This is a genomic window from Anaerobiospirillum thomasii (assembly GCF_900445255.1).
GTDB classification, from domain to species: domain Bacteria; phylum Pseudomonadota; class Gammaproteobacteria; order Enterobacterales; family Succinivibrionaceae; genus Anaerobiospirillum_A; species Anaerobiospirillum_A thomasii.
Genome location: NZ_UAPU01000005.1, coordinates 506,106 through 520,239, shown reverse-complemented (window position 1 = coordinate 520,239; position 14,134 = coordinate 506,106). Strand labels below are relative to the sequence as shown.

Genomic DNA, 14,134 nt, shown 5'->3' with positions numbered 1-14,134 from the left:
CTTATCATCTTGTTTATACTCACATTAGCATAAAAGCGTTTGAGGCTATGAATCTGACCTTTATAGATAATTCTAGGCCCATCATAAACTTTTGTGTATTTTTCTGCTCTCAAGTGCAAGACCTATAAGCCTATCAGTATGATCTGCCATAAACAGATGGATGTTAAGTACATCATCATCAAGTTTTAGATTATCAAGTGAGAAACGTATTTTAAGTTAACCTCATCGTAAAACAATTCTTTGAATTTTTTAAGGCTCTTACTTTGAGTATTTGCATTAGATTTAACTTCTATAGGAAAAATATCATTCTCTCGCTGAATTATAAAATCCACCTCATAAGGAGGATTTGTCTGCGACCAATATCTTGGGATTACTTCAAACTGTGTAATTAATGTTTGCAGCACAAAGTTTTGTGTTAATGCACCTTTTAACTTGGTAAATAATCTATTACCCTCGTCAAATGCACTAGGTGCAAGCTGTGAAAGCCTGCGCAGCAGGCCAACATCTACTAATTTCTTTTCACCATCTAATGTCAGGACATTATTTTCAGGTTTTACTGTCCTGGCCCTTTTGGGTAATTCCATAGCGCGCCTCTTTATTTATTGATCTTTATACTCATCTTTAATATCTATAAAGCGCACATACACAGCGCAGATTTCACCTTTTGCATCATAGCCAAAGTAGACAGGATAGTAACCATCGCCCCAGCCTGATGAGAATATTGGTAGGTTGCAGTCTGTCTCTGGCACTGTCCAGTTGAGCCAGTCTCCGTGGTCTCGTTGATATTTAGGATAAGCTTTGGCATTATCCTCCATCAGGTCACAAAACAGGTCGTTGTAGGGATCAATGTCAGGATCCTCTGCAAGGCGCTTAGCCCAGTATGCCTTAAAGGCATTTTGTGTCTGTATGTCTGCAATACAGCCCATTCCTGCATCTACGCCAAAACCAAAGTATTCATCATCTTCAAGCTCTGTATCAAGCTGCTCGTTGCCAACCATGCCAAGCTCATAGACAACTGGTGTTTCATGGCTGACCTCAACCTTGATACAGGCATAGCGATCGCCATATTTTGCACTTGGCACCACGCAGATTTTTAGACTATAGGCTCCGGCAGGTATTCTTTGAAGAAATGGCGGAGCATCCTCAAGCTCTATTAGCGGATCGCAGGCAAAGATCTGTCCTGTTGGAAAATTAACTAAGCCTATATCAAGTACATCAACTGATATGTTCCCAATCACTTTTTGTGTAAAATAGGCCTCAAGATTATCTTTGCATTTAAGTTTATCCTTGATTGCCTCGTATCTGTCAAGCCATTGAGTTGTTGGCATAAAAGTTTCCTCATGTTGATTATGTTTTTTGACTAAACTTTCCGGGTTCAATAATTGAACCTAACGCAATACGCTAGCCGTGTTGTGGCTCTTTTAAAATATGTATTGATTTATTATGTTATTTTAGGATGGTTAATCTGTGATCGTATGTTGGTAAAAATCAGATAAAAATGACTATTAAAAATGCATGAAAACATCATAGGTAGACCATTTTACGTTGATTTGGTGACCTTTAAATGTTATAAAAAATATGAAACAAAAAAAAAAGGTCACAGTCGCATGTTATCACAAAAAGATAGACAAAGTCAGAATAATTGTTCACGCATCAATAGTTTTTTGATAAATTCAAGCTTGGCTCTATAGCTAAGAACTGCGGTTTTATCAAAATGCCAAACATCTTGACTGTCATTTCAAAAAAGCCGATGTTTTTCTATACACCTCCTGAGCTTCTATTGAGAAGAGCAATAACTTCATGCTCTACAGGCTCATCCATTTCATATAACTCTTTAAGCATGATTATGTACTTTACCCCTCAAACTCACCTTCAATCATCCCGTTTAGATAAAATCCCGGATCTGTTATAAACTCATCCCATGTGGCAAGAGGGTGAAATTGCTCATGCTCTATATCAAGATAGCACAGCTTTTTATCTTTAGGGCTCCACAGCAGTAGATAGTCGCTGTAGTTGTCCATCTGCACCATGATAGAGAGCAGCTTTTTTCGCCTCCAGACTATCTCCTGCACATCCATAAAGGAGTAGAGTTCAGCCCACTTTACCCATTTTTGAATAGGAAACTCAAGTCTCAGCGGGCCTTCTTTTAAGTATTTTACAAGCCTGGCTGGGATCTTATAGGGCTTTAGCATGCGCATTTTCTCCTGCTCATTGTGCCAGGCCTCAGGCTCAAGAGACTTTAGGTAGTCAGCAAGCTCCTGATTTTTGTTTGCAACAGCTACAGTGTAAGGTCTGTCACCGTATTTGTCTGCAATGGTGATATCGGCTCCATTTTCAATAAGCCAGCGCACCATGGGAAAATTGTTTTGTCGTGCAGCTTCAGTTACTGCCGTGGAGGCATTGGGAAATACCATGTCTGCCTTGTGGTAATTGACATCTGCACCTTTTTGCAAAAGCAGTTTCGAAAGTTTGCTATCACCATCAGATACAGCTGCCCTGAAGGCCTCTCCGCCAAACTCCTTTACAGTGATCCCTGATAGCTCAAGAACCTGTATGTTTTCAGGGCGTTTGCCCCAGCGCACTTCCTGAAAAGCCCGCTCTTTTTGCTTGTGGCTTAATTTTTCAGCCTGTTTTGTAAAAAGTGCCACCACATCAGGATCACAGCAGCGTGTGGCTGTAAGCAGCAGGGGCTGTTCCTGTGCCAGATCTGGATTTGCTCCATGCTCTAGAAGAAAGTGGATCATAGACACAGCATTGCAAAAAAACTGCTATCTCAAGTGCTGTGAGTTTAATATATGAGCTAAGCTCTATGGGAGCATTTAAATCAAGACCACTTTTTAGCAGCTCTTTAAGTTTTGGTATATCATGATCGCAGATGGCTGCAGCAGTTTCAGGGAGACTCTCCCACTTACCAATATATGCAATTTGATACATAAGACACCTCATAGATAGGGTTTAAGCTAAGGCAACCCTTTAAAAAGTTAGCATTTAACTTGTGCCTTTAAACTTTATTACTCATGTGCTCTAGCTCTTAATAATCAAGAAGAATTGGCACCTGATGCTTCTTGGCAAAGAGCATGGCCCTATAGAATATGGAGAAGGAGAACTTAGCAAGGGACTGTGTGTCATATTGTGTGTGCTCCTTTATGTCTTTTTGAATGCCATTTCCATTTGCATCTATAGTTGTATCTATAGGGTATCCCTGCGTATCGGACCAGATAAGTATAGTGCTCTCATCGGCCTGCCAGGCAAGTGCATTTAGCTTTTCAAGCTCCTTTTGCAGTCCACCAAGGGTGGCTATTATTGCGTTGTCATTTGTTGGCATGGGCCATTGGAACATAAAGCTCTCAGAAAGAGGCAGGTAGCAGGCAGCTCCCCGAAACAATGACCATATACGATTTTCATCTGATGCAAGGCGCTTTATTAGTGGATGCTCATAAAAGTTCCAGCCCTTATCCACAGTTGGTGGCACAGGCTTATCGTATGTATGGCAGGCAGCTAGCAGCAACATAGCACCAAAGGCATCCCAATCTGGCTTGTCTGTATAATAAGGTTTTTCATTATTCTCAAGCCAGGGGGCATAGGGGGACTTATCTTGTTGAGATAGAGCTCTTAAGATCTGATCACGCCAGATCTCAACTGCATCCTGAACCTTTGCAGGTGAGAGCTGATCTTTATCATCAGTCTTTGCATCTGGCGTGATCCTATGAAAGGCATATCCATTAGCATCAGCCCACTGCTCAACAACATTTTTCCAATTGTGACAATAATAGCGTGTCAGTGTACCTGCATAAATATCAAGGCCCATAAGCTATCTCCTTATTTATATTATGTCAAAACCACTTTTTCTAAAACTTTTTCATAGAAAAGCCACTTTTTTGTTATACCTGTCTCATGTGCACAAGGCTAAGCACTTTGGCAGCAGAATCTGCAAACTCTGATGGTACGTTATCAAATATACCCTCATAGGCTTTTACAGATAGCCATGAATAGTGATAGAAGCTTAAGAACAGGTAATCTGGAAATACCTCATCATCCTCATAGCGCATTTCATCATCTTCCTCGTCATAACCCTCTGACCACAGGTATTCCTCCTTTAACAGATCAGAAAACAAAGGCAGAGAATTGGCATACTCCATCTCATCTACATCATTGACGCAGTTAAGTATGGTTTCAAAAAAGTACAGAATTACCTCACAAAGAAAATTAGCAGCAGAGCTTTTATAGCTATTGGCAAAGGCTTTTTTGAGAATACGGCATAAAAACACAGTGCCAAAGGGGGTAACATGCCATAGCGTGCTCTGATGTTCCATATTAGCTGTGATCTTATAAAAAGACTCTTTGACAGATGGCAAATCACTCATCTGATCTAAAACTCTCAGGTGCTCAGGAAAATCACTGCCCCGGCCATAGGTTGTAGTTATCCTATGCCATGGGATATCTGTAATTTTAAGGCTGGTAATGTAGGCCATATTCTCATCTGTCATAGTAACTCCTTATATAGCTCCTTATCTTAATTATGCACTTTTTAAAAGGTACAGGGCCGTTTGCATCCATAGCTATACATGATATTTGCACAGTTATATCTTTGCCTTCTTAGAGTTATGTAGATCTTGTTTTATTTATAGACATTGCACTTTAACCTCCAATGCCAGCACAAAACCACACAGACCTAAGGATGAGTCAATGACAAATACCCTGATGTGCTCATGCTCCATGCGCTTTTGCAGATCCTCAATAGAGCAGCAGGCAGGAAAACCATAGGGCATGCTCCTATTAAGCAGAGCACTGTATTTTTTAAAAAATCCATCTGTTGTGATCTCATCCATGCCAGATAAGATGTTGTCTAGTATTACATTTTCAAAAAAGTGCGCCATAAGGCCTGTAAAGCTAATGGATACTCTCTGCCCATCCTCTGTCTTTGTGAGTATATAAAGGGTGCGCGCCTCAAAGTCTGCACTGTAGCTAAGTACTATAGTGTCATGCACTTTATCAAAGGATTGAATTAATATACTCATGCAAGCTCTGCCTCCATAATCTGTACAGGCTTACCTGCCTTATTGACATAGTAAAGGGCTATATAGTCAAAGCCATCTGTTAACACCTGATGCCATGGCATACTATCGCCGTTTATAAGCTCCACTCTGTCAGCTCCATCTTTTATAAAATATTCTTTTTCATCTTCATAGTCTATGCTATAGCCAAGCTCAAGCAAAAGTTTAGATGTTGGGATGTCATATTTTTTAAGGGGACGGTTTGCAAGTATGGATTTATCATATACATCGCAGAACATATTGTTATAGCCATGCACCCCTCCATCAAAGATGACAAAGGTCTCGCCGCTTTGTATATCTCGCGCTGCAATCAGGCCTGGGGCCTCATCGCCATCTATGATATAGGCCTGAGGCTCACTCTGTAGCCTGAGCAATTTGCCGTAATATAAGATCTCAAGAAACACGTTGCCCGTTAAGGAGCACAGTGTCAGAGTGGGCAGACGCTTTATCTCATACCTTTTTACATGGCCTTTAAGATAGGTAGGATATTTCTCTGTCAGCATAGCCTTTTACCTTTTATGTAAATTCAAGTACCAGTCCCCAGATGCCAACTACAATTAAAAAAAAGACCTGACAAAAAGATGATAGTACGCCTGTAGCCTCTTGAATGTCTGTATGCATCCGATGTGCCTGCTAGGATCTCAAAGCCAATTGAAATTGCAAAGTGCTCCAATGACAATAAAGATGCCACATATAAGCGCGCTTATATACCAATAATCTTGCAAAAATGCTGCAACTAGCTCATATGCTCGCTGTTCATAGGATTGCACCTTATTTTTAAAATTAAAGGTTATATTTTAGATAATAAACTCAGACACCTTTAAATCAAGAAAAAAGTTCTGTCTTTTATATTTTAAAGATAACTTATTGTTTGCAAATATAAATTTTAGGCATTATAAAATTAAAAAGACTGCAAAGAGAGTTTTTAGACACTGCCTTTAAGGCAGAGGCGCAATTAAGGTTTAGAGTATAAATGCCAGAGATACGCTTTTGCATATCTGACATTGTTACAATAACAGTTCTTTTGATAAATGCTTTAGTGTGTATGTTAGCTGTGTCTTGTGGCTATAGCATTTGAGATCTCATTGTGCTCATGATGAGAGATCTGGCCTCTTTGTAGGCCTTAGTGAGATCTGATGTCAGATCTTTTTCAGAGGTCTTTGTATCTTTGAGCGTGGCGGCAAGCTCAGAGGCCTGTGCGCCAAATTTTGGAGCCATACTAAAGTCTGTGACTTTAAAGGAGCCGTCAATTAAGATCTCATAGCCAATTTTAAATTTGCCATTGTATGCTGTTACACCTATGTTATCGTGGCTTTTAATCTCAATTTTAAAAGAGCCATTATAGCTTTTGTCTACAGTCATATATCTTGAGCTGTGCAGATTATAGTTATTGGAGGCAAGAGCGCTTTAAAGCTGTTATGGCTGACAAAAGGTCCTTCAATTACTCTCTGACATGATCTGTTGCTTAGAAGAACGTATATGGTATTGACCTTATCGGCAGATGGAGTATCAGAGCTGTTATTGCTTATATATCTGTAGAGCTCATCTAGCATAAAGTTTATGCAGTCTTCTTTGATATTGGCTGTGGTATTAACATTTCTGCCAAGAGAGTAGGTAAAGGAGATGTCACAGCCGTAGTGTTTTGTATCAGAAAGACTGGTTCTCCTTGCCGCCTATATTGGGAATAGGCAGGGTCTCTTTGTGCTGATTTTGACCTGTGGCACTTTGTGTACTCTGCTCAAGTAAGGATCTTACAAGATCGTTATAGGCATCATGTCTGTAGCTAAAATCAGGCTTTTGACAATAGAGTGTGAAATACGCGCAGCCTTATCTACTGTCTCACGTACCATACGCGCTTTAGTGGGGTATCTGCACCAAATTTACTGTGCATATGAGCTGTGGACATATCGGCAATGGCATGGCCAAGCGCCTTTTTAAGGTATTTAAAAAGGCGCCCATGGCTTTTTGACTGGTAGTGTTAAAGGTGTGCAGACTGGTGCTTTTGACCCCATCTGAGGTTAATTTTATTCTGGCATTGTCATTGCTGGTATTTCTAGCAACCTGAGTAAAGTCCTGTAAAGATAGATTATTTATAAAAAGGCAGCTGTCTGTAGACAATACAGCAGCTGCACTTAAAAGCCATACGGCTTTAACAAAGAGCAATATAAGATCTTTTTTATTTAAGCTTTGGCCTGTGACAGAGCAAAAATCTTTTGAATTTCATCATCAGACATATTGCCAAGCCAGGTTTCATTCTCCTGTACAGTAAGATCAGAGAGCTTTTGCTTGTTGGATAAAATGGTATCAATTTTCTCCTCAAGCGTGTCCTGACAGATAAAACGTATAACCTCAACATTTTTATCCTGTCCAATACGATATGCTCTGTCTGTAGCCTGATTTTCAACAGCAGGGTTCCACCACAGATCAAAGTGTATAACCACACTGGCCTGGGTCAGATTGATACCTGAACCTCCTGCTTTGAGCGAGAGAATAAGCACAGGGCTGCCCTCATCGCTCTGAAATGAATTTATCATCTGAGAGCGCCTTGATGCAGGTACCGTACCATTTAAAAAATCAGGCTTAAAGCCCAGGGCCTTTTCTATATAGCTTACAAGCAGATCGCCCATAACCTTAAACTGCGTAAAGATAATAACCTTTTTGTTTTTCTCATTAATAAGATCATCAAGTATTGCCAAAAGGTTTGTCACTTTGCCTGAATTTTCAGACTGCAGATTTTTATCCGTAGCCTCAATCAGAGCAGGGCTGTTGCACAGCTGTTTTAGGCGCAGGATGGATGTTAGGATCTGTGACTGTCGCTCAATATTTATCTTTAAGGATGAGAGCTGATCTAAAAACAGATCCACAGTTTTCTGATACATGGCTGTCTGTACAGCACTTAAATTACAGTACTGATTGTAGACAATCTTATCTGGCAGATCGCTTATAATACTCTTGTCAGTCTTTAAACGGCGCAGCACAAAAGGAGCAACCACAGTCCTTAGATTTTCAATGGCAGCCTCATCATGCTCCTTTTCAATTGGCACCACATAGTTCTTTTTAAATTCAGCAGCAGTCCCAAAAAGGCCAGGATTGACACAGTCCATAATAGACCAGTATTCCATAAGCCTGTTCTCAACAGGTGTGCCAGTCATGGCAATAAAGCTCTGAGCTTTTATCTGCTTTATATTTTTAGCATTTTGTGTAGTGTGATTTTTAATAGCCTGAGCCTCATCTATGACCAAGATACGATAACTCTCTTGTAAAAAGGTCTTGTGATTATGGCTTAAATAGCCATAGGTGGTAATAATAAGAGGATGAGGCGATTTTATGGCATCTGACATCTTATTATCGCCATAGACAATATCAAAACCAAGCGACGGAGCAAAGCTTTTTAGCTCATGGCTCCAGTTAAAGAGCAGTGAGGTAGGCACTACAATCAAAGCCTTGCTTTTTGCAAACTCGTGAGCCTCATGCATCGCAAGCAGTGTGGCTATAACCTGTATGGTTTTGCCAAGACCCATGTCATCTGCAATAATAGAGCCAATGCCTACCTTAACATTACCAAGAAGCCAGTTAAAGCCGCGCAGCTGATAAGGTCTTAGTGTGGCCTTTAGATCCCGTGGCTGTTCTATATTGCCCTTGGCCATAATATCAGCCAAAGCTTTTTTAAGCTTTTTGTCAAGAATAATGCCCTGATTCTGATAGCGTCCTGTGAGAGCTGCAAGTATCAAAGAGGAGCGTGAAATCTTATGCTTTTTATTTATCTTGTCCTTTAAAGCCTGTAAAGTCTCAGGATCAAGCACCAGTGTGCCGCCTTCATAACTTAAAATATCCTTTGACTGCTCTAAAAGCCTGTTGAACTCCTCTACAGATAAATTTTTATCGCCAATGGCAATCTGCCAGTCAAAATCAATAAGATCCATAAGACCTAAAAAGCCATCCTGCATGCTCCATGCCTTGTCAAGCTTGAGCTCAAGAGTTGGCAATGGGGTATAGATTTTATTTAAGGACTTATCTAGTTCCAGCTCTATATTGAGGGCTCTGGCTATGGACAGTTTATGATTTATAAAATCACTTAACTCCTGATTGGATATTGCATATGTATAGGTCTCATTTGCCTCAAGATTAAGCAGCTTACATATGGCATCAAGATCATATCTTATTCTAAAGATCTCAAGAGCACCATAAAGAGTAGAGTGTATACCATCTATAATACTCTTGAGGCTGTATAGGGCAGTATCATGCTCCTGATGCAGTTTTATCTCAAAGCTGTAGTTATTTTCATCCTTTTTCTCAAGACATAACACAGGTGTGTATAAAGATGAATAGCACACAACAGCAGGTCTTTGTATAGTTGATTTAAGATGGTTGAGAAAATCATTGCTCTTCTCTTCTCTTGCAAGAGGAGTACAATAGATTTCAGAATGAATGTTAAAGCCTTTGCGGTTGTAGCCAAAGAGGGTATATACATTGTCTTTGACAGTAAAATACGATGGCAGAGCTTTAGAGCCTGCACTCATATAAACTAAAGTTTTACGTCTGACAATGGAGCTTAAAAATACTGAGAGTATTTCAACTCCAGCCTGCAGATCTGTGGAATTTCTATTTTCTCTGACATATAAGCTAAGCTCAGTATTTTTAAATATATGTCCCACACTCTCAGTCACTCTTGCAATTTTTGGTATAAAAATTGCCGGGACAAAACGTACAATCTTGATGCATTGCCTATGGGTAGTATTTGAGTGTACAGTCAGTATATCAGGAACAAAGGCATTGGCATTAAAAAGCTCATTGGCAATACGGCTTAACTCGTACATAGCTACAAGATCTGTTGCTGCCTTATCAAGTTTATCTTTATTTTCAAGGTGAAAAGCCCAGTCGTTAAAGGCATGATCACAGGCCATAAGATCAGATGTAATATCTTGATAATATGAAGCTACTCTTTTTTTTAGATCAAAGGCAACGGGAGCTGCACCTTTGAATATAGGCTGCATGTCGCCCAAATAGGCAGCGCCAATAGATATTGTTTTATTTTTTTGTTTCTCCTGAGTTTTTATAAAGGCACTTATAGAAAAAGCCTTATTTGCAATTTCACTTATTCTCTTTGGCTGTACATGTACATGATCCTTTACAGGAACATTCTGTCTTATGGTAAAGACCATGTAGTTAAAATCAATTAGATCATCATTAAGTACAAATCTTATTGAATTAATATTATCAGTGCCAGCTACAGTCTGAGGTTTATATAAAAGATTATCTATTTGCTTTAACTCATCATTTAAATACAGCTGCATAAATGCATCTTTAGCTTTCTTGCTCTGTGTATCTGTACTATTGTTATCAATAAAAGGCAGAATATATGAACTGTAATCTTTATTATCAGCAATGGTAATGGTTTTTAAAGATTCATACAGAGTATTATCATCTGCACTTTTATATTGTTCACTGTCATCCTCAGGAACTGCATAATAGTACTTATTTATGTAGTCTAAGTGTATATTGTGTGTTTTTGTATTATTTTGCAGAAGGTTAAGATCTGAAAAATTATTAAATGATAGAATGCGGGCAAAAGAAGATAGTTTTGCATCAGAGTGATTTTTAGCTAGATAAAAAAGATGCGTTAGCAGATTATTTTTAATGCCACATAAATTGCCAATCAAATCTATTAGATAAGATTCAGAAATTTTTTGTACAATATAGTAGGTAAGTACAAGGTACCATTGGTAATCTTTGGCTATAGTTTCAATTCTTTCTTTTAGATCCTTTTTTACGCTAAATATAGTTTTAAATTTTTTCTGCAGAGTTTTGTCTTTTGCATAATAGCTAGGTCTAAATTTAATCTGTGAAGAGTAATTCTCTTTGTCAAACACACTATTATAGGAATAGCCTATACTATCTAAAAAATCATCTAAAAATGTATCAAAAATAATATGCCTGTTCAAAGAGTCTTTACTATGATTATTATAGTAGACAGCAGCATTAAGCAATTTATAAAAATCATCACAGCTTACATCTTTTCTTTTACCTTTAGGTTTTATAATAAAATCAAAAACATGTGACACCTCTTGGTAGACATAGCTGTCCAGACCACATTTGAAATAATAATCATAATAATCAGGTATTGGTACTGTTATACAATTGTCATTAAGATCATCGGGTAATAGATTTCCTACAAAATAAGTATTAATATTAAATTCATTGCCAAAAATAAAATTCCGGTTATACCAGTACTTAGTGTAATTATCTATATCATCAATGCCTTTTACAGACAAAACTGTATCTACAGCAAAGTCAAAAAGAGGATCATCTTTTGGATCCTGATAGCTGTAAGATGGCCTTAACAGTATGTTTATAAGTATTTTCTGAAGAAATGATAGCTGCATGTTTTTGTCCGTGATCTGCAGAGGCTGTATTTTAGTATTTTTAAGTTAGGTTTATGTTATAAAAGCCAAAGACCATGGTTTCAGGCTTTTAGCTGTATATTATAAAAACAGTTTTTCAAGACATCTTTGATAGATTTGCTTTAGAGTATATAGATCCTCTGTGGCAACTCTTTCATTGACCTTGTGTATAGTGCCGTTGCAGACGCCAAACTCAAGCACTGACGTGCCAAGAGGGGCAATAAAACGACCATCTGAGGTACCGCCTGCTGATGACAGAGTAGCTTTTAGTCCTGTTATCTCCTGTATTGATGCCTCTACACATTGCGTCAGGGTACTGTCTGCATCACAGGCAAAAGGCAGACCGTTTACAACATATTCAACATCACACTCAAGATTCAGGCTTTTTATGTAGGAGCTTACAGTATTTTGTATGCTCTGAGGGCTTTGCATATTGTTAAAGCGCCAGTTGCACATAAAATATAAGCTACCAGGCACTACATTTTCAGCACCAGTGCCGGCCTTGATATTGGTAATCTGAAAGGAGCTTGGCGGAAAGAGGGCATTGCCCTCATCAAGAGGCTCAAGCAGCTTTTCAATAAGAGGATTGGCAAGAGCTACAGGGTTTTTTACAAGCTCAGGATAGGCCACATGGCCCTGTACACCATGTACTGTAATATGGGCAGTCATAGAGCCACGGCGACCGACTTTAATAGTATCGCCAAGTACCTGTGAGGATGAAGGTTCTCCTACAATGCACATATCAGGAATATCATTGCGCTCTTTTAAAATCTGCGCAACATAAGGCACACCGCCTTTAGCATCACCTTCTTCATTGGAGGTTAAAAGCAGACTTAATGATCCTTTAAAGTCCTTATGCTCTTTGACAAAGTCACACAGGGCAAGAGTCATACAGGCATCTCCGCCTTTCATATCGGCACTGCCGCGGGCTACAAGATGCGGCCTGCCATCATAGTCTTTGATGACACATGCATAAGGGTCGCAGTCCCATTTTAAAAGATCGCCCTCAGGCACCACATCAGTATGCCCTAGGAACATAAGTGAAGGGCCAGCACCATTTTTAAGTGTGGCATAGATATTTTTAGTGCCGTCTTTTTCAAAATACTCTATGTTAAAGCCCTGCCTCTCAAGCAAAGAGGCAATAACCTCCTGACAACCCTCATCTTTAGGAGTTACAGAGCGCCTTTTACACAGCTCAATGGTCAGGCTTAAAGGATCATATGTTTGCATAATATTAATCGTCAGTTGGGTACTGTAGGAACAGCTTGCGCTCAAGCTTTAAGAACTGATAGGCCACAGGATCTTTTTCCTTGGCGTCAAGAGCCTCATAGCGGCCATAGCGTATCTCAAGCAGAGTCTTGATGTTATCCTCATTAAGATCGCCATAGGCCTTTATATATTGACGTATAAAGTCGCCGGCTAGCAGTCTGTCCCATGGGAAAACAGTTGAGATAGAGCGCAGAATGAGCATGGAGAGCATATCTACAGAGATAATGCACTTGTCAGAGAGTTTATCTAAAAAGCCCTCAAAGAGTTTATAGTCGGTGGCCATATGCTCAAAGGTATAGGTATGGCTTGTAGCACCGTTCATATCTACAATGCTGGCCATGCCATCATCATGCACTACAAGGAAGGTAGGCTCTATTTCAAAGGCAGCGGCTTTAGAGCAGATCTGCTCTTTGATAGCATCATTACAGTAGATAAGAGGCTTTTGTCCCATCAAGGAGAGAACCTGACAGAAGTCATCAAGACCATAGGTTTTAATTTCACTGTCATCTTTAATATATATGGCCAAAAGGGCATGCAGCTTATTCTCAGGTGGTCTTATTACTTTGTGGGCATCCGGCGGACACTCAGGCTTTAAGCGCTCCATATTAACTCCGTTTATTATTAACTTTAATCTATACAATAATTTAAAACTTTATGATTATACTAAAAATACTTATTTAAATCTAAAAATAGGCCATCACCATTTATCTACTGTGCATTAAAAAAACATATTTATGATGTAACAATCAAAAACAGCAAAGAAACGTCAGGCTATTATGGCCCTAGATTGTAAAGGCAGATCTGATTACTATAATTGCCCATAAGGAAGCCTTTAGAAACTGCCTGCAGCAGACTGGATCTAAAAGTACAGGCATTGTCTGCTGCTTATAGAGCAGGCGAGGCGTGTCACCATTTATAAGAGGCGATGGCTTTGTATCTGCAGCTTTCAAACAGGGTAGAGCAGAAAAAAAATGCTCTCTTAGGGGCATGGTGGCTTGTAAAAAAGTTTTAGGCCAGATAAAAAAATGTGGCCAAAAGATGGTAGAGACGTCTATCTTTTTAAGACTGGTGCTAAACTTAGGAAAAATATGCTTGTATTTTAAGCCAGACATAAAGGGGATTAGTATGAGATTAAATAAAATCACCATAGCTTTGTGCACACTGCCACTGTGCTTTTTATCTGTGAGCGCCTTTGCCTCATATGATAATACTTCAGACAATACTCTGTTTTTTAGTGCAGACCATGATCTTAATCATAGCTATGCTTTCAATCAGGTACGCTATGACGATGATGATAACGGCTTTAATATCCGCTTTGGCTCAGATGACGATGGTGACAGATACGATGATGACGATGATGACAGATACGATGATAATGGCGACGATGACTAGGGATTAAAAAAGGGGCGC

At 39.2% G+C, this 14,134-nt stretch carries 15 protein-coding genes; 1 reads left to right on the top strand and 14 read right to left on the bottom strand.

Annotated elements, in window-relative coordinates; translation table 11 throughout:
* Positions 1–185: 185 nt before the first annotated feature.
* From DRZ93_RS02520 to DRZ93_RS02455, 14 genes are all read right to left on the bottom strand, one after another.
* On the bottom strand, positions 186–584 hold the full coding sequence (locus tag DRZ93_RS02520; RefSeq protein ID WP_218564224.1) for a DUF4143 domain-containing protein: 399 nt from the start codon (positions 582–584) through the stop codon (positions 186–188).
* Positions 585–599: 15 nt separating this feature from the next.
* Positions 600–1,328 (bottom strand): DUF4241 domain-containing protein, encoded by a 729-nt coding sequence (locus DRZ93_RS02515; protein ID WP_113745433.1) that lies wholly within the window; start codon positions 1,326–1,328, stop codon positions 600–602.
* Positions 1,329–1,853: 525 nt separating this feature from the next.
* Positions 1,854–2,744, bottom strand: a complete 891-nt coding sequence (locus tag DRZ93_RS02510; protein ID WP_218564239.1) for an ankyrin repeat domain-containing protein — start codon at positions 2,742–2,744, stop codon at positions 1,854–1,856.
* Positions 2,659–2,934 (bottom strand): hypothetical protein, encoded by a 276-nt coding sequence (locus DRZ93_RS13985; protein ID WP_218564238.1) that lies wholly within the window; start codon positions 2,932–2,934, stop codon positions 2,659–2,661. The genes DRZ93_RS02510 and DRZ93_RS13985 overlap by 86 nt, the downstream gene beginning before the upstream one ends.
* Before the next feature lie 97 nt (positions 2,935–3,031).
* The gene (locus tag DRZ93_RS02505) at positions 3,032–3,808 is read right to left on the bottom strand and encodes a hypothetical protein (protein WP_113745745.1); all 777 of its coding nucleotides are present in this window, start codon (positions 3,806–3,808) and stop codon (positions 3,032–3,034) included.
* 73 nt (positions 3,809–3,881) lie between these two features.
* Positions 3,882–4,487, bottom strand: a complete 606-nt coding sequence (locus tag DRZ93_RS02500) for a hypothetical protein (protein WP_113745744.1) — start codon at positions 4,485–4,487, stop codon at positions 3,882–3,884.
* Between the two features lie 135 nt (positions 4,488–4,622).
* Positions 4,623–5,018, bottom strand: coding sequence for a hypothetical protein (locus tag DRZ93_RS02495; RefSeq protein WP_113745743.1), 396 nt, complete (start codon positions 5,016–5,018; stop codon positions 4,623–4,625).
* On the bottom strand, positions 5,015–5,557 hold the full coding sequence (locus tag DRZ93_RS02490) for a hypothetical protein (RefSeq protein WP_113745742.1): 543 nt from the start codon (positions 5,555–5,557) through the stop codon (positions 5,015–5,017). The genes DRZ93_RS02495 and DRZ93_RS02490 overlap by 4 nt, the downstream gene beginning before the upstream one ends.
* Before the next feature lie 562 nt (positions 5,558–6,119).
* Positions 6,120–6,416, bottom strand: coding sequence for a hypothetical protein (locus tag DRZ93_RS02480; protein ID WP_113744557.1), 297 nt, complete (start codon positions 6,414–6,416; stop codon positions 6,120–6,122).
* Positions 6,413–6,607, bottom strand: a complete 195-nt coding sequence (locus DRZ93_RS02475) for a hypothetical protein (RefSeq protein ID WP_113745741.1) — start codon at positions 6,605–6,607, stop codon at positions 6,413–6,415. The genes DRZ93_RS02480 and DRZ93_RS02475 overlap by 4 nt, the downstream gene beginning before the upstream one ends.
* 304 nt (positions 6,608–6,911) lie before the next feature.
* A complete protein-coding gene (locus DRZ93_RS02470; RefSeq protein ID WP_113745740.1) occupies positions 6,912–7,217 on the bottom strand; it encodes a hypothetical protein in 306 nt (101 codons plus the stop codon).
* A 17-nt stretch (positions 7,218–7,234) separates the two neighbouring features.
* Complete coding sequence (locus DRZ93_RS02465) at positions 7,235–11,437, bottom strand: DEAD/DEAH box helicase (RefSeq protein ID WP_113745739.1); 4,203 nt, start codon at positions 11,435–11,437, stop codon at positions 7,235–7,237.
* A gap of 99 nt (positions 11,438–11,536) precedes the next feature.
* The gene (gene dapE, locus DRZ93_RS02460) at positions 11,537–12,685 is read right to left on the bottom strand and encodes a succinyl-diaminopimelate desuccinylase (protein WP_113744554.1); all 1,149 of its coding nucleotides are present in this window, start codon (positions 12,683–12,685) and stop codon (positions 11,537–11,539) included.
* Between the two features lie 4 nt (positions 12,686–12,689).
* Positions 12,690–13,328 carry a hypothetical protein gene (locus tag DRZ93_RS02455; RefSeq protein ID WP_113745738.1) on the bottom strand — a complete coding sequence of 213 codons (639 nt, stop codon included), beginning with the start codon at positions 13,326–13,328 and terminating at the stop codon, positions 12,690–12,692.
* A gap of 521 nt (positions 13,329–13,849) precedes the next feature.
* Between DRZ93_RS02455 and DRZ93_RS02445 the strand changes: the two genes are divergently transcribed.
* A complete protein-coding gene (locus DRZ93_RS02445) occupies positions 13,850–14,116 on the top strand; it encodes a hypothetical protein (RefSeq protein ID WP_113745736.1) in 267 nt (88 codons plus the stop codon).
* The last annotated feature ends 18 nt before the right edge of the window (positions 14,117–14,134 follow it).